At 29.5% G+C, this 16,886-nt stretch carries 17 protein-coding genes; 8 read left to right on the top strand and 9 right to left on the bottom strand.

Annotation, left to right across the window (positions count from 1 at the left end; translation table 11 throughout):
• Positions 1 to 25: 25 nt before the first annotated feature.
• From AC28QF_RS00430 to AC28QF_RS00405, 6 genes are all read right to left on the bottom strand, one after another.
• Positions 26 to 529 (bottom strand): hypothetical protein, encoded by a 504-nt coding sequence (locus AC28QF_RS00430; protein ID WP_488200323.1) that lies wholly within the window; start codon positions 527 to 529, stop codon positions 26 to 28.
• Positions 530 to 1,066 carry an FMN-binding protein gene (locus AC28QF_RS00425; RefSeq protein ID WP_488200324.1) on the bottom strand — a complete coding sequence of 179 codons (537 nt, stop codon included), beginning with the start codon at positions 1,064 to 1,066 and terminating at the stop codon, positions 530 to 532.
• Positions 1,067 to 1,170: 104 nt separating this feature from the next.
• A complete protein-coding gene (locus AC28QF_RS00420) occupies positions 1,171 to 2,355 on the bottom strand; it encodes a hypothetical protein (protein WP_488200325.1) in 1,185 nt (394 codons plus the stop codon).
• A gap of 152 nt (positions 2,356 to 2,507) precedes the next feature.
• Entirely contained in the window at positions 2,508 to 4,052 is a 1,545-nt protein-coding gene (locus AC28QF_RS00415) for a bifunctional metallophosphatase/5'-nucleotidase (protein ID WP_488200326.1), read from the bottom strand.
• Between the two features lie 33 nt (positions 4,053 to 4,085).
• On the bottom strand, positions 4,086 to 4,832 hold the full coding sequence (locus AC28QF_RS00410) for a hypothetical protein (protein WP_488200327.1): 747 nt from the start codon (positions 4,830 to 4,832) through the stop codon (positions 4,086 to 4,088).
• Positions 4,833 to 4,895: 63 nt separating this feature from the next.
• Positions 4,896 to 5,753, bottom strand: a complete 858-nt coding sequence (locus tag AC28QF_RS00405; protein WP_410016835.1) for a hydroxymethylglutaryl-CoA lyase — start codon at positions 5,751 to 5,753, stop codon at positions 4,896 to 4,898.
• Between the two features lie 199 nt (positions 5,754 to 5,952).
• On the opposite strand from AC28QF_RS00405, the gene AC28QF_RS00400 reads away from it, so the two are divergent.
• The 3 genes from AC28QF_RS00400 to AC28QF_RS00390 are packed head-to-tail and all read left to right on the top strand — an operon-like array spanning position 5,953 to position 8,099.
• The gene (locus AC28QF_RS00400) at positions 5,953 to 6,519 is read left to right on the top strand and encodes an RNA polymerase sigma factor (protein WP_488202402.1); all 567 of its coding nucleotides are present in this window, start codon (positions 5,953 to 5,955) and stop codon (positions 6,517 to 6,519) included.
• Positions 6,509 to 7,039, top strand: a complete 531-nt coding sequence (locus AC28QF_RS00395; protein ID WP_488200329.1) for a hypothetical protein — start codon at positions 6,509 to 6,511, stop codon at positions 7,037 to 7,039. Before AC28QF_RS00400 ends, AC28QF_RS00395 begins: the two co-directional genes overlap by 11 nt.
• Entirely contained in the window at positions 7,023 to 8,099 is a 1,077-nt protein-coding gene (locus AC28QF_RS00390; RefSeq protein WP_488200330.1) for a hypothetical protein, read from the top strand. Before AC28QF_RS00395 ends, AC28QF_RS00390 begins: the two co-directional genes overlap by 17 nt.
• On the opposite strand, the gene AC28QF_RS00385 is transcribed toward AC28QF_RS00390, so the two are convergent.
• Positions 8,089 to 8,745, bottom strand: coding sequence for a lysoplasmalogenase family protein (locus AC28QF_RS00385; RefSeq protein WP_488200331.1), 657 nt, complete (start codon positions 8,743 to 8,745; stop codon positions 8,089 to 8,091). The genes AC28QF_RS00390 and AC28QF_RS00385 overlap by 11 nt on opposite strands.
• Positions 8,746 to 8,794: 49 nt before the next feature.
• Between AC28QF_RS00385 and AC28QF_RS00380 the strand changes: the two genes are divergently transcribed.
• Complete coding sequence (locus AC28QF_RS00380; RefSeq protein ID WP_488200332.1) at positions 8,795 to 9,523, top strand: head GIN domain-containing protein; 729 nt, start codon at positions 8,795 to 8,797, stop codon at positions 9,521 to 9,523.
• 70 nt (positions 9,524 to 9,593) lie between these two features.
• Here AC28QF_RS00380 and AC28QF_RS00375 read toward each other — a convergent pair whose 3' ends face one another.
• Positions 9,594 to 12,233, bottom strand: a complete 2,640-nt coding sequence (locus AC28QF_RS00375; protein WP_488200333.1) for a valine--tRNA ligase — start codon at positions 12,231 to 12,233, stop codon at positions 9,594 to 9,596.
• A gap of 185 nt (positions 12,234 to 12,418) precedes the next feature.
• On the opposite strand from AC28QF_RS00375, the gene AC28QF_RS00370 reads away from it, so the two are divergent.
• On the top strand, positions 12,419 to 12,826 hold the full coding sequence (locus AC28QF_RS00370; protein ID WP_488200334.1) for a DUF1573 domain-containing protein: 408 nt from the start codon (positions 12,419 to 12,421) through the stop codon (positions 12,824 to 12,826).
• A gap of 51 nt (positions 12,827 to 12,877) precedes the next feature.
• Here the strand turns inward: AC28QF_RS00370 and AC28QF_RS00365 are convergent, their stop codons facing one another.
• Positions 12,878 to 14,215, bottom strand: a complete 1,338-nt coding sequence (locus AC28QF_RS00365) for a retropepsin-like aspartic protease (protein WP_488200335.1) — start codon at positions 14,213 to 14,215, stop codon at positions 12,878 to 12,880.
• 155 nt (positions 14,216 to 14,370) lie between these two features.
• Between AC28QF_RS00365 and AC28QF_RS00360 the strand changes: the two genes are divergently transcribed.
• The 3 genes from AC28QF_RS00360 to AC28QF_RS00350 all read left to right on the top strand — a co-directional run bounded on the left by AC28QF_RS00360 (position 14,371) and on the right by AC28QF_RS00350 (position 16,866).
• Positions 14,371 to 15,561, top strand: coding sequence for a pyridoxal phosphate-dependent aminotransferase (locus tag AC28QF_RS00360; protein WP_488200336.1), 1,191 nt, complete (start codon positions 14,371 to 14,373; stop codon positions 15,559 to 15,561).
• 4 nt (positions 15,562 to 15,565) lie between these two features.
• Positions 15,566 to 16,573, top strand: coding sequence for a UDP-N-acetylmuramate dehydrogenase (gene murB / locus AC28QF_RS00355; protein WP_488200337.1), 1,008 nt, complete (start codon positions 15,566 to 15,568; stop codon positions 16,571 to 16,573).
• Positions 16,574 to 16,659: 86 nt separating this feature from the next.
• Positions 16,660 to 16,866: a membrane or secreted protein gene (locus AC28QF_RS00350; RefSeq protein ID WP_488200338.1), complete on the top strand. Its 207-nt coding sequence runs from the start codon at positions 16,660 to 16,662 to the stop codon at positions 16,864 to 16,866.
• The last annotated feature ends 20 nt before the right edge of the window (positions 16,867 to 16,886 follow it).

Genomic DNA, 16,886 nt, shown 5'->3' with positions numbered 1-16,886 from the left:
TAAATAAGAACTGATTCTGTAAACTTTATTCTAAAGTCAACTTCTTTTTTGATAACAACTGACTAAAAATCATTAAAACTGCTGTACCGAAAGAAAGCGTCATCAGTAAACCTGAAATCATAATAATATATTTCATCCAAGTAATACCTGTCCACATTAAATAAATACCACCGAAAGTGCTAATAATTGATATAAAAGGTTCAATCATTAAAAATAATTTTAATTTTTTATTGATACTTGTTGTTGATACAATTATAGCTAATAAAAAGAAAATTACTGAAAGCGATAAAATATGATTGTGTACTGTTGTTTTTATTTCTCCTGCAGATTTTTTGAATTTCATTGTGGTAGCCTCTTCAACATCTTCGTTTCCTAGATAACGCTCTTCTATACCTGTTGGATTAGAATTTGTTGTGTCTCTAACAAATGATATTCCGCCAAAAAAACCAATACTTAAAGTGCATATAAAAGCTAGTATTAATAATTTTATTTCTTTCGGAAACTGATGAATTACACCGTGAATTTGCATTTACAACACTTTATTTTGATGAAGAATTTCTAAATTTTGAAGAAAAGTATTAACTGCAATTGTCATTGAAGAAGCTGAAATTGTTGCTCCTGAAATTGCTACAATATCTTTTTCGTATTTTAAAGTATCTTTTGATGTTTTACCTATAAACTGCTTTAACCAACGCTTACTACCTATTTCGCCTCCATAGTCTTCGCGGTATATTAATATCTTCGTTTTTATAACAATTAACTCCTTGTCTAATAAAACCAAATAGTCAAACTCATCTGTTTTACTAGGTGCTTTATTAATAAAAGCAAACCCTAATATTTTATCATCAACTGTAATCTTTAGTAAATTTTCTTCAGAAATTTCACCTTTTAATTTATTATTCACAGATTCAGGTACAATTACTTTACTTAACGAAAACTCATCAACATTAAATGTTTTTTTAATTTCTTTTTCAACTTTTTTCTGTAAATTCTTAGGCACACTAAAAGATAGCAATGCTAATGAAGTAATTATAAATAAGAAAAATAATAAAGTATGAGTTTTCATATTGCAAAAATAATTAGAATTAGTCTAAATAAAAAACAAAAACCGAACCAAATTATAAAAACTTGGTTCGATCTCTACAAATAATAACAAACTTTTAATTTTATTTAGAACCAAACACCAAAGCCAAGGTTTAATTGTTTGATTGTTTGACTTCCGTCAACTGCATTATTTTTAAATTGGTAATCTGCCTTAAATGCAGCACCTGGTGCAACTTTATATGTTAAACCAAACGTCCATTCATCACGGTCATAAGCTAAGTTTTGAGCTAAACCACCATCTGTAGATGCATGCGTATTATAGTCTTCATATCTAGCAAAGGCAAATAATTGTTGTTTTTTATCTTGCGCTAATAAATTATAAGCTGTTTCTAAATACCATCCTTGTAAAGCACTTCCTAAATCTACAGCATTTCCAGAGACAGCACTGTAATATTCGTTATATTCCTTGCTATCAGAAACACCTGCATGGATAAACTGACCTCTTGCTGTAAAACGCTTGTATGCATAACGAGCATCTAAACCAACCATTGCTATACCCACATCTGATCCATCAATATTCTCTATAGCCTGTTCTGATTGAGTTCTACCAAAGTATCCTGATAATCCTAAACGTAAACCTGGTAATCCGTAATAATCTAACTTACCTGAAAAATTTACATTATTCATCATAGATTCAGCTCCTTTTTGGCGTCCGTTACGAAATCCGTTACTACCTCCTAAATACTTACCTTCATTATCAGAAGTAAATCCGTTAAAAACATATGCTTGGTAACGTAAAGATGCTTCATCCCATCTACCTGAAATACCTAAACCAATTTCTCTCCAAGTAGAAGGAACAATAGATTTATCCATACTAGGTCTTTCAACACCATTAAAAGTAGTTGGTTCATGGTATTCATTTATTATACCCATTGGCACCAACATTAAACCCGCTCTTAAGTTGATGTTATCGGTTAAACTATATTGTAAAAAAGCTTGCTCTACATATACTTCTTTTACGTGTTCAAACTCTAATTCAGTAATAAATTGTGTGCGTTCGTTAAATTTATAACCAAATAACACTACAACTCTGTGTACATCTAAATTTGCATTTTCTCCTGTAGCCCTATTATAATGAGCCTCTGCATAACCACCTACAGTTAATCCTTTTTGACTTAAATTTGATGACAAAATACGCTGTGCTGCATTTTGTTGGCTTTGTGGGTTTGTAGGAATACTATCTTGCGGAGCTGATTGTGCTGTTGCGAATAATGATGCAGTTAGTAATACTGCAAAAAGTACTTTTTTCATTTTTATTTAGATTAACTTTAAATAATTAATTGTTTTACGGGTGCAAATGTAAAAGAGTTTATCAATCTAACAAAGCTTATTAAGATTTATTTTAAATAAACTTTAATGTATTATTTAAAATAAATCTTAATAACTTAAATATCACAAAGTTATTATTTAGTAGTCTTTAAGTAATTTGTTACTGCTTTTCTTATATCGTAGCTCAACTCTGTAGATTTTGGTTTATAAATCGAAATAACATTTGGATTTTTATCCGATAAACCAGGAATATCTAATCCTCTTAATAAATAATCTGAAAAAGCTACTGTATATACTTTATTTAAATTTATAGGTTCATTAGCTATTTGCCAACTCTCATTTACTTTATTAGCATTGTAACGCTGTAAATAAGCACCTGTACCTGCGGCATTAAAACCATAATCTAAAACTTCTTTTAATAAATTTCCTTTAATTTCAACTTTTAAAACAGCGCCACCATAAGGTAAAACTCTAAAAATATCTATAACATTTACCGCTCCTTCTAAAACGTCGTCTATACGAACTGAACCTCCATTTACTAGAGCACAATCTACTTTGTTATCATAAGCAAAACTCATTGCTTTTGTAATGATTTTCCCCATATTAGTTTGCACACTTCTTATGGCTGTTTCTGTTGCATCTAATGGCATTTTTGCGTTATAAATTACTTCATAAGGATTTGGCACTATATCTTGAATTTTGTTCTTTAAAATGTCTTGCCATTTAGTTACAATCTTTCCTACGTTTATATCAGTAGAAATTTTATCGTTAATCTCTTTTAATTCTGATTTTAATTGAACTTTTTTTGTTGCTGGATCATATTCAAACCTATGAATATAAGCTGTTTTTGCATTTGCGTCTGCCTTTGCAATAATTACATTTTCTACATGTTCGTAAGTATTAGTGTGCTCATGCCCTCCCATTATTAAGGAAATACTAGGAAACATTTCTGCTACTTTTTTATCTTGCGCTAATGTTAAATGCGTTAAACCTATAACAACATCAACTTTATCTTTTATATCATTATAAGCTCTTTGTATTTCTTCATACACATCTCCATAAAACACATAACTTTTCGGGTTTGACGGAATACAAGCGCTTATAAAACCTACTTTTAATTTTGTACCATCTTCATTATCAAACTCTTTAATGAAAGAATCTTTAAGATTTTCTTTTTTTCCTTTGATAACTTTATGGAAATAAGAATGTTCTCCATCTTTATTATGCAATACATTTGATGAAATCCAATCGAAATTACTTTCATTTAATCGTTCTTGTAAACTAGTATAACTTAAATCTAACTCATGATTACCAAAAGCCACAAGATCAAAATTCATCACATTCATAACTTCAACCATTTGCTTACCTCTTACTCGAGAACCATCAACTTTCATGGTTCCGATTAATGAAGGATTCAAAAAATCTCCTGCCAAAACAAGCATGGTATTTTTATTTTCTTTTAATAAATTTTGATGTACGGTTTCTACTCTAGCCATTCCTCCGAACTTTCCTCCTTGAATAGGCGCTATTTCGTAAACGTCGTTTAATTGCAGTATATTAAAGTAGATTTTTCCTGCTTCTTTTTTAAATTGATGAGCTGTATTGGTGTTTTTATTAGATGTACAACCTATTATAAAGATTGTTAGTGTAACTATAAATAGAATTTTAACTTGTTTCATTGTGTGTTTTTTAATGAAGCAAATTTACATATTCTAATGAAGATATTTACGGGTATTTTGTCTAATCATTTTTCTATATGCTACCAATTCTGGAAATTGATAAAAGAAGTTTATTTTTTTGTGTGCAGTTGTTTTTGGTCTTCTAATTTTAGATCTCAAAACAAAGGCGGTCCAACTTTCTACAATATCTTCTTCAGGGCTTTCGGCTGCATAATCCGTTAAAAACTCCGAGCGGTTATTATTGTACAAATCATATAGTTTTTCTACACAGTTTGCTTCTGTAAAGCAATATTCTTTCTGAATTGTATCCCAGCGGGTTAATAAATTACCTTTCCAAAATAAGTTTACAAACTGGTTTATATAACTATTTTTATATGCTTCACCTTCTAGCGTTAAATACAGCTCTCCTTCTTCTTGCTTTTGCTTTTTGGTTGGCCTAATTTGAGTTTTATTAAGCGTTAATAAATGACCAAATTCATGCACCATGGTATAAATAGATTCATGCAATCTTTTTTTCTCTCTCGATTTTAAGTTAACATCTTTAATATCTATTTCTAACTGCCACTTATCGTTTCTAGAATTTAAAGACACTAACGCACCTGTTTTCTCATCAACTCCATCAGTCATTAAAACAATTCTTCTAACATATTTTGTTGTTAATTCTTGCGGGAAAATTCTGTAAAATTCTTTCCAATAATCGTTTGCTAAATCGTTTTTATTAGACCTGTTTTTTATCAATTCTCCGTTTCGAATTTGCCATACTCCTACCCTTTTGTCCATTTGAGATTGACAAAGTGATGAGAAAAACAGAAAAAGTATGATAAATTTAAACTTCATGTTTCATTAAAAAACTTCAAGTGCTTTGTTGTAAGCACTTTCAAAACTCATTGGTTTTATATTTGTTGTTACTTTATTTGCAGTAAAATATGACAATAATTTTTCAGTTGGCATATTACCTGTTAAATCGTCTTTTGCCATTGGGCAACCTCCATAACCTTTAATTGCACCATCAAAACGATGACATCCTGCTTTAAAAGCTGCATCTACTTTTTCATGCCATTTTGTTGGTGTTGTATGTAAATGAGCGCCAAATTCTATTTGCGGATAACTTGGTATTAGGTTTGAAAATAAATAATCTATATCCTTAGGTGTTGAGCTACCAACAGTGTCTGATAAGGATAAAATTTTAACGCCTAAATTAGACAATTTTTCTGTCCACTCTCCAACAATTTCAACACTCCAAGGATCTCCATAAGGATTACCAAAACCCATTGATAAATACGCTACAACTTCTTTATTAGTTCTATTTGCTATCGCTAATACTTCTTTTAACGTATCTATAGATTGTTCTATTGTTTTGTGCGTGTTTCGCATTTGAAAGTTTTCTGATATCGAAAAAGGATACCCTAAATAATCTATCTCCTCAAACTGCGAAGCATCATTAGCACCTCTAACATTGGCTACAATTGCTAACAACTTACTTGTTGTTGTTGATAAATCTAATTTTGATAAAACCTCGGCAGTATCTCGCATTTGAGGAATTGCTTTTGGTGATACAAAACTTCCAAAATCTATCGTATCAAATCCAACTTTTAAAAGTGAATTGATATATTTTGCTTTTGCTTCTGTAGGAATAAAATGACTTTTAATTCCTTGCATTGCATCTCGCGGACATTCTATAATTTTTATACTGTCAATCATTATGCCAAATATACATATTTTGATTCGGTTTATTAAACCTCATTTTTGTTTAACATATTAAATATAACAATAAATATATTTTACTCAATTACAGATTATTACTAGTTTTATTATCTGCTTTTTAGAATAAAATTTTATTTTTATCAAAATAACTGTCACAATTCAAAAACCAAATTGTCTCTAGTATAGAATGATTTCATTGGAGTCTAAAAAAACACATATCAACCAACTAATCGACCGCTGTAAAAAAAGCGATAGCAATGCACAAATGCAAGTGTACAATGCCTATTATAAAGCAATGTACAATAGTGCTTATCGTATTTTAAAAGACGAATTTGAGGCCGAAGATTTAATTCAGGAAGCATTTTTAACTGCTTTTACTAAATTAAATACTTTTAAAGGTGAAGTTGCTTTTGGGGCTTGGTTAAAAAGAATTGTAGTAAATAAAAGTCTTACTCAATTAAAAAAAAATAATCGATACGAAGAAGTTAAAATGGATGTTATTCCTGATTATGAAGTTGAAGAAACACCTATTAATTATAATTCGTTAGATGTAAAACAGGTAATGGAAAGTTTACAGAACCTAAAAGAAAATTACCGTATTGTATTAACTTTAAATTTAATTGAAGGGTATGATTATGAAGAAATCTCTGAAATTTTAAATTATACGAACGAAAATGTACGTACAACAATATCTAGAGCAAAAAAGAAATTAAAGCAAGTATTACTTGCCAACACAAATAAAGCACAAGCATATGGAGGATAAATTACATCTGTTTTTTGATGAGAATGATTTCGATATATTCGAACCTCATTCTGGTCATTCAGACCGTTTTCTAAGAAAAATTGAAGCTCAGAAAAAACAACAAAAACCAACTATTTTTTGGATTAGCATTGCTGCATCTATCTTACTAATTTTAGGTTTTTATATTGGTAATAACCAACAACAAAACAGTTATGATCTTGCAGATGTTTCACCAAAAATGGCAGAAGCACAAAGTTTTTTTGTATCAACAATAAATCAAGAATTAAAAGAATTAGAACAATATAGAAATATTGAAACTGAAACAATTATTGAAGATTCTTTAAATGAAATAGAGGAACTAGAAGACCATTATAAATCACTTGTTGAAGAATTAACTAAAAACGAAAACAAGCGTCAGGTTATTCAAAAAATGATAGGTAATTATCAACAAAGATTAAAAGTATTAGAAAGACTCTTACTACAATTAGAGCAACAAAAAAATCCTGCTAAATTAGAACTTATAGATGATGAAATTATATAAACTTATATTCCTTTTTATACTGTTACCAACTGTAATGTTGGCTAATGATAAAAAAAAGCATGAAAAAAGCAAAACGATTAGTAAAGACTTTATCGTTACTAAAAACGCAACCTTATACATTAATAATAAATACGGTAATGTTAATGTAATTACTTGGGATAAGAATCGTATTGAAATTGAGGTTAAAATAACTGTAAAAGGAAACGATTTAAGTAGTGTTGACAAAAAGCTTAATTCAATAAACGTTCTTTTTGAAGCTTCTAAAGATTTGGTGGAAGCTAGGACTAAGATCGAAGCAATTAAATCTAATTGGCCATGGGGAAATAATGATAATATTAACTATAAAATTAATTATTTTATAAAAATGCCCGTAACTAATAATGCTGATTTAAATAATAAATATGGCGCTATAGAATTAGACAAGCTTAAGGGGAAGGCTAATTTAAATTGTGATTACGGAAACATAAATGTTGATCAATTATTAAATGACTCGAATGCAATTAACCTTGATTATTGTGGTAGCTCGGAAATTAATTTCATGAAATCTGGTAATATTAACATTGATTATTCTAAACTAAAAATAGAAAAATCAGAAACATTAAATGTTAATGCTGATTATTCTACAGTAAAAATTGGCACTAGTGAAAACTTAAATTTTAATAGCGATTATGGTAACATATCTGTAAATGATGTTAAAAACATTTCTGGAAGTTCTGATTACGCCGGAATATCAATCGGAACATTAAGAAAAAAACTTAAAATTAATACAGAATTTGGCGGAATTAAAGTAGAAAACATCTTGAAAGGCTTTGAAGAAATTATAATAGATGGTAGTTACGCTGGTATTAAACTAGGCACTAGCAGCGATAATAATTTTAAATTTACTGTAGATTTAGATTATGCAGGTTTCAATTACCCTGAAAGCAAAGTGGAATTTTATAAAAGTATAAAAAAACATACATCAAAATATTACGAAGGAGTTTTTGGTCAAGATAATTCTAAATCTACCATTATTATAAAATCTAAATACGGAGGTGTTTCTTTAAAAATTAAAGACTAGATTTTTTATCTATCATTGATAAACAAATTAAATACCTTGCTATGTAATACATTATAGTGTAAACTATTACAAGAAGAATATGGTAATCTAAAAATTTATTAAAAGCTATTAAAATATCAGCAATAACAATTAGTAATATACCAAACAAAAAGAACATATTCTTTTTATTCATTGTCTTTAAGTAATTAAAAAACGACAGCCCTATCATTATTGCAGAAGTTATTCCCATTAAAAAAAAAGGCAATGATATTTCTTGAATATAAGGTTTTAACAAAATAAAAATTGTTATAAATAAAAGCAAACTTGGTATTAAGTAAGTTAATAAAATTTTAACCGAAGTATTAAACAATGCTTTTCTTGCAAGAATTATATATAAGAATCTATTTATTAATAATAATAAAATTCCAAACATCATAAAATCATCATCGAAGATTAAAAATGCATCAGAAGCAATAGAATTCATTAATATGAATACATAAAAATAATTTATTTTTTTAGAAGAACTTAAATATAAAAATGACAAAAACATCAACGAAAAAACCTTGATAACCATCTCAGTAATTGATTTATCTGTATCAATAAAAAATAAAGATAGTAAACATGCTGAAAAATAAACTAAGCTGTATGCTTTAAAACTTCTTGACATATTTTATAAAAACATAAAAGTAACTAATTATAACTCAAAAAACAATACAATGAAAAAACAACTTTTAACAACTGTTATAATCTTAGTATCAATATCAATCAACGCACAAAGTTGGTGGAACTCTAAGAAAATTAAAGGAAATGGTAACGTAATTACAAAAACCAGATCGATAGATAAATTTGACAAAGTAAATGTAGGAGGCTCTTTTGAAGTAAATTTAGTAGATGGAACTGAAGGAAAAATAACGTTAGAAGGAGAAGAAAATATATTACCATATATTGAAACAACAGTAAAAAACGGTAAATTAAATGTTCAATTTAAAGAAAACACAAATATTAAAACCACTGAACGCTTAGTTATCACCATTCCTTTTGAAAGTATTGATGCAGTTTCGCTGGGAGGTTCTGGTAATATAAACGTTAAAAAACGTATAAAATCAGATGAAGCATCATTTAATATTGGTGGCTCTGGTAATATTACTGCAAATGTTAATGCTAACACTGTAAAAACATCAATTGGTGGCTCTGGTAATATTAAATTAAAAGGAAATACTGATAACTTTAAATGTTCTATAGCTGGATCAGGTAGTGTAAATGCTTACGAATTAGATGCAAATAGTTTAAAAGCAAGTATTGCTGGTTCTGGAAGTGTGCAAGCCACTGTTTCTTCTAAAATAAAAGCAAGTATTGTTGGCTCTGGAAGTGTTTATTATAAAGGAAATCCTAAAAATATTGATACAAGCTCGATAGGTTCTGGTGATGTGATTGATAAAAATTAACCTGGTTTTAATCCTTAAAAAAACCGCAAAGCATACTGCTTTGCGGTTTTAATTTTTTACTAAATATATTTTAACTTAAACTCGCTAAACTAGCTTTAATCGTTTTTATTTTTGCCAATGAATCAGCCTCTTTTTTTCGTTCGATAACAATTACTTGCTCTGGAGCATTACTCACAAAACGCTCATTAGATAATTTTTTCTGAACTCCAAATAAAAATCCTTCAGCTCTTTTTAACTCAGCTTTTAACTTAATTATTTCAGCTTCTACATCGATATTCTCTAAAGATATCGGTACAAAATACTCGTTCGACTTTACTCTAAACGAAGCAGCTTCTTCAACTTTATCTGTTACATAATTAATTATAGAAGCGTTTGTTAACTTCTGTATTATTGCATCAAAATCAGTAGTATATTTTTCGTTATTTACAACCGATAATTCCACCGCTTCTTTAAAAGAAATGTTTTTATCTTTTCTTATCGTTCTAATTCCCGAAATAATTTCTGTAGCAAGCTCAAAATTCTCAACTAAATCTTCATTTACAGTTTCTAACTTCGGATATAAAGCAATTACTAAAGCCTCTTCTGGAGTTCTTTCGGTAATATGTTGCCAAATTTCTTCTGTTAAAAATGGCATAAATGGATGTAATATTTTTAGGTTATTTTCTAATACCTGTATTACTTCATTATATGTTTTAGCATCAATTGGCTGCTGATAACCTGGCTTTACAATTTCTAATAACCATGAAGAAAAATCATCTGTAATTAGTTTATAAATAGCCATTAATGCGTCCGATAGACGGTATTTAGAAAAATGATCTTCTATTTCTACTAATGCTTTTTGAAACTTAGCTTCGTACCATTCTAAACCTATTTTGGCTGTTTCTGGTTGCGCTAAACTAGCATCTATTTCCCAACCTTTTATCAAACGGAACGTATTCCAAATTTTATTAGAAAACCCTTTTCCTTGCTGACATAAGTCTTCATCAAACATTAAATCGTTACCTGCAGCAGAGCTTAATAATAAACCAACTCTTACTCCGTCTGCTCCGTACTCTTCAATTAATTTTAATGCATCAGGTGAATTACCTAATGATTTAGACATTTTACGACGTTCTTTATCTCGCACTAAACCTGTTAAATAAACATTCTCGAACGGACGTTCATCTTTATACTCATAACCTGCAACAATCATACGTGCAACCCAGAAAAATAAAATATCTGGTCCAGTAACTAAATCGTTTGTTGGATAATAATATTTAATTTCTTCATTCTCTGGATTATTAATTCCGTCAAAAACACTCATTGGCCATAACCAAGAAGAAAACCAAGTATCTAAAGCATCTTCATCTTGTCTTAAGTCGGATGCCGACAGCGAAGTATTCTTAGTTCTATCTTGTGCTAATTTTACTGCTTCTTCAATAGTTGTTGCAACTACAAAATCTTCTTTTCCGTCTCCATAGAAATAAGCAGGAATTTGTTGTCCCCACCATAATTGACGAGAAATATTCCAATCACGAATGTTTTCCATCCAATGACGGTAGGTATTTTCGAATTTCTTCGGATATAAAGTAACCTCACTATCTTCTCCTAAAACAGCTTCAATAGCGGGTTTTGCTAAATCTTCCATCTTTAAAAACCATTGATCTGATAATCTTGGTTCAATAACAGCTTTTGTTCTTTCTGATGTTCCTACTTTATTCATATGAACTTCAGTTTTCACTAAAATTCCGTTTTCTTCTAATTCTTTAACAATTGCTGCACGAGCTACAAAACGATCTTTTCCTTGATAATGCAATCCGAAAGAATTTAAAGATGCATCGTCATTAAAAATATCAATTACTTCTAATTTATGCTTATCTCCAAGAACTTTATCATTTTCATCATGTGCAGGCGTTACTTTTAAACATCCTGTACCAAATTCAATATCAACATATTCATCTTCAATAATCGGAATTACACGATTACAAATAGGTACGATTGCTTTCTTTCCTTTTAAATGTGTAAAACGTTCGTCATTCGGATTGATACAAATAGCCGTATCACCAAAAATAGTTTCAGGACGTGTAGTTGCAATCGTTAATTTATCGTTTGAACCTTCTATTTGATATTCTAAATAATAAAGGTTTCCTTGTTTTTCTATATGAATAACTTCTTCGTCAGAAAGTGTTGTTTTAGCTTCAGGATCCCAATTTACCATTCTATATCCGCGGTAAATTAATCCTTTATTGTATAAATCAACAAAAACTTTAATAACAGATTCAGACAATGCCGGATCCATTGTAAAAGCAGTTCGCTCCCAATCACAAGAAGCTCCTAACTTTTTTAATTGATCAAGAATAATTCCTCCATATTCATTTTTCCATTCCCAAGCATGTGCTAAAAATTCCTCACGAGTTAAATCGTTCTTATCAATTCCTTGCTCTTTTAACTTAGCAACAACCTTTGCTTCGGTAGCAATAGATGCGTGGTCTGTACCAGGAACCCAACAAGCATTTTTACCTTGTAAACGTGCACGACGAATTAATACATCTTGAATGGTATTGTTCAACATATGCCCCATGTGCAACACTCCGGTAACGTTTGGTGGTGGAATTACAATTGTATATGGCTCTCTATCATCTACTTCAGAATGAAAGTAATTATGCTTCATCCAGTAATCGTACCACTTCCCTTCTACTTCTTTAGAATTATATTTTGATGGAATATTCATCTGTTTTTTATATCTTTATAACCAAATTAGTAAGCTTTGTGCTTTTTGGCATTATTTTTGAAATTCAATTAAGCAAAAATACAACTATCTCTGAGGTACAGAAAATAAGATGTAGATTTTTTTAAAACTAAAAAAATAACCCTAAATTTGTGGTGGTTTAAACCCCTAAATTAAATTTATCAATTATGAAAACAATTTTATCAATTATCGCTGTTTGTTTTATTGCATTAACAGTAAACGCTCAAGAATTTAAATTTGAAACTGAAACTATAGACTACGGTAAAGTAGGTCTTGGTTCGGAAGGAACACGTGTATTTGAATTTACAAACGTAGGTGATGCTCCTTTAATTATTGAAGATATTAAGTCTACTTGTGGTTGTACAGTTCCTAAAAAACCTGAAGCACCAATTATGCCAGGGCAAAAAGGACAAATTGAAGTTTCTTATGATACTAAAAGAGCAGGTGGTTTTTCTAAAGCTATTACAGTAATTTCTAATGCTAAGAAATCTAGAACAATGCTTAAAATTAAAGGTTTTATTTCTAAAGATGTAGCTCCTGCAAAATCAAAAACTATGATGAGTGATAGTGAATAATCTATCCTTTTAAATATAAAAAAAGCGTCAATTTTTAAATTGACGCTTTTTTTATATCTTTTTTTCTAATCTAAATTCGAAATTTAAATTAACACCTAATCTTTCTACTTTAATCTTTATTTTTCTATTAGGCTTTGTTTGAAAAATATGTGATATTTCACTTAACTCAAACTCATAAGCTTTTTTACCATTTATAGATTTTATAACATCACCTCTTAAAAGACCTACTGTTTCAGCTGGAGAGTCTTTAACTACTCTATCTACGCTATATTTTGATTTAAATTTGTAATAGTAAGTATCTACATAAGAAAAAACATTGTTTTTATTTGATTGATTATTCCCATAAGAATCCATCACTTTTGTTTTTCCTTTTTGCTTCACTAATTCTTGACCAGCATAAATTATATGTAAGCCACTCATATTATAATAAAATCCATCTTTTAATGAAGCATTCTTTTTTAACGTAATTGTTTTATTATGGTAATCTATCCATATTTTAAAACGCTTTAAGATATTACCTCCAATACTTCCATTACGTTCTTTAAAACGACGTGCATTAAAAGTTGATGTAGAATCTAAAAAAGAAACTGTTGGTTTCTCTATTAAAAACTTACCTAAAGAAACATGTGGTATTTTAGCTCTGTTTCCATAAATAGTTCCGCTTATACCTTCTCCTAAAATATCTTTAAAATGTTTTATCGGAGTTTTAATAGCTTCTTTAGTACCCTCAAACAACCACATTGCGTCTGTACCTCCAGTATCGATCAATAACTTTACATCTGTCTCTATGTTTTTAACAGTATCAATTCTTACTTTAACATCTATATATGGTTTGTTTCTGTAAAATTGTAACGGAAAAGTTTCACATTTTTTACATTTTGATTTTTTATAGGTTTTGGGGTTATAAAAAGTAACTCTTTTACTATTGTAGTTTATTTTTACAATAACATCTTTTAATAAATCGTAGCCTATAATACCGTGAATGGTCGTTCCCATTTTTGCTGATAAACTAAAGGCATCATTTAAAATAACATATAATTCTTGATTTGAGCTTAAGATGTTTTTAACTCTAAAATTATTTCCTTTAGATAATAAAGCTTCTACTGGTTCTCCACTTCCCAAACCTCTTATCGATACTTTCTCTACATTATTTAAACCAATACTATCTTTTTCTGTTAGGTTAAATAAAATAGTTTTATTCACTCCTGTATCTAAAATAAAAGACAATTTATGCCCGTTAATTTCTAAAGGAATAACAATTAAATTATTTATTAACTTGAATGACAGCTCTTGCTTATTCTTGTTTGGTCCTAAAAACTGAAATTTATCTTGTGAATAAAGAGTAAAGCAAAAAAAAGAAACGATAATATAAAGTATATATTTTCTCAAATAGAAGGTATTAATGATTAGCTTTAAATATACAATCTTCAATTTACAATTTTATTTTTTTATGATTTTTTTAACCATTAACTTTCAGTGCTACAAGTTTATTAAATGAAAAATAATTCGCAAATTTGCCTTTTAAACAACTAATTCTATTCACAATGCCACATATTTCTAGAAAAGGAAGCATTATGCCTCAATCGCCAATACGTAAATTGGTGCCTTTTGCTGAAGCTGCTAAAAAAAACGGAACTAACGTTTTTCATTTAAACATAGGTCAACCCGATATAAATACACCTCAAGTTGCACTTGATGCTGTTAAAAACAATACTATTAAAGTATTATCGTATGCACGCTCTGAAGGTTCTGAAGAATACAGAACTAAATTAGCCAATTACTATGCTAAAAATGATATACACGTTAATGCTAATAATATAGTAGCTACCACTGGTGGTTCTGAAGCTTTATTATTTACTATTGGTAGTATTACAGACCCAGGTGATGAAATTATTATTCCTGAACCTTTTTATGCCAATTACAACGGATTTTCTACTGCATCTGGAGTAAAAGTTGTTCCTGTAATTTCTAAAATAGAGAACAACTTTGCTTTACCCTCTATTGATGATTTCGAAAAATTGATTACTTCAAAAACAAAAGCAATTTTAATTTGTAACCCAGGAAACCCAACAGGATATTTATACAGCAAAGAAGAAATCGAAAAACTAAAGCAAATTGTTTTAAAACACGATTTGTTTTTAATTGCTGATGAAGTATATCGTGAGTTTACCTATGATGGTGTAAAACATAACTCTATAATGTCTTTAGATGGCTTAGAGCAAAACGCTATTATGATCGATTCTGTCTCTAAACGTTATAGTATGTGCGGAGCAAGAATTGGCTGTATCGTTTCTAAAAACGAAGAGTTTATTAGTACTGCTATTAAATTTGCCCAGGCACGTTTAAGTCCGCCAACCTACGCTTTATTAGCTAGTGAAGCGGCATTAGAAACTCCACAAATTTATTTTGATGAAGTTATTGAAGAATATCAAGATCGTAGAAATACTTTAATTTCTGAACTTCAAAAAATCGAAGGAGTAAAAGTTGCTAATCCTAAAGGAGCGTTTTACTGTGTTGCTGAATTACCTGTAGCCGATACAGATAAGTTTTCACAATGGCTATTAGAAGATTTTAATCATAATAACGAAACCATTATGGTAGCGCCTGCAAGCGGATTTTATTCAACCGAAGGAGAAGGTAAAAACCAAGTTCGTATCGCTTATGTATTAAATAAAACAGATTTAAAACGTTCGGTAGAAATATTAAAAATCGCTTTAGAGCAATACAATAAATAATTTATTGAACATTCAAGAAAACATACCTTTAAAAGAATACAATACGTTTGGTATTAATGCAAATGCCAAACGTTTTGTTTCTATTGATTCTCTTTATAGTTTACAACAGCTTTTAAAAACAGAAAAAGATATTTTTTTAATATCTGGCGGAAGTAATATGTTGCTTACCAAAAATATTGATAAACTTGTTGTGCACATTAATATGAAAGGAATTTCTATTGATAGAGAAAACAACAATGATGTATACTTAACCGTAAATGCGGGTGAAAATTGGCATGAATTTGTATTATGGTGTGTTTCTCAAAACTATGGAGGTCTTGAAAACTTATCTCTAATTCCAGGTAATGTAGGTACTTGTCCTATTCAAAATATTGGCGCATATGGTGTAGAAGTAAAAAATACGATTACACGGGTAGAAGCTATTGAAATACAAACAGGAAAATTAATTGAGTTTTCGAATACTGAATGTGAATTTGGATATCGAAATTCTATTTTTAAAAACATCCAAAAGGGAAAATACATTATTACTGCTGTTAATTTTAAACTTACAAAAAACCAGCATAAACTTAACTCTTCTTACGGAGCTATTGAAACAGAGTTAGCATTAAAAAACATTACGAACCCTACCATTAAAGATATTTCTGATGCAATTATAACCATTCGTCAGTCAAAATTACCAGACCCTAAAAAAATAGGTAATAGCGGTAGTTTTTTTAAAAACCCCGTAATATCTAGAGCTCTTTTCCTTAAACTTCAAAAAGAGTATCCAGAAATTCCAAATTACCCAATATCTAAAGAAACTGTAAAAATACCTGCAGGTTGGTTAATTGAAAAAAGCGGATTTAAAGGAAAACGTTTTGGTGGATATGGTGTACATGAAAAACAAGCCTTAGTACTTGTTAATTATGGAGGCGCAACTGGTATAGAAATTTATAAATTAGCTCAAAAAATTCAGAACACCATTAAAGATATATTTTCTATAGATTTAGAAATTGAAGTAAATATCATTTAATTAAATCAGTTACTTTAAAATTATTTTTATAAAGCAATTCTCAAAAAAAAGGGAATTCGTATCTTTGCGAGACTAAATTATATAAGATGAAATTATTTTTTGTTACTATCGGATTATTGGCATTAGCTTTTGCAGGAATCGCTATAAAGATTTGGGCAAAAAAAGATGGGGAATTTGCAGGTACTTGTGCTAGTCAGAACCCAATGTTAAATGAAAATGGTGAAGCATGTGGATTTTGCGGAAAAACACCAGATCAGTTTGATACTTGTGCAGAACCTGAACACAAAGATTAAATAAATTATTCTATTATCCT

This window comes from Tenacibaculum sp. M1.3A, from assembly GCF_057732375.1.
The sequence above is the reverse complement of the archived record's forward strand: the minus strand, read 5'-3'. Positions and strand labels throughout refer to the sequence as shown.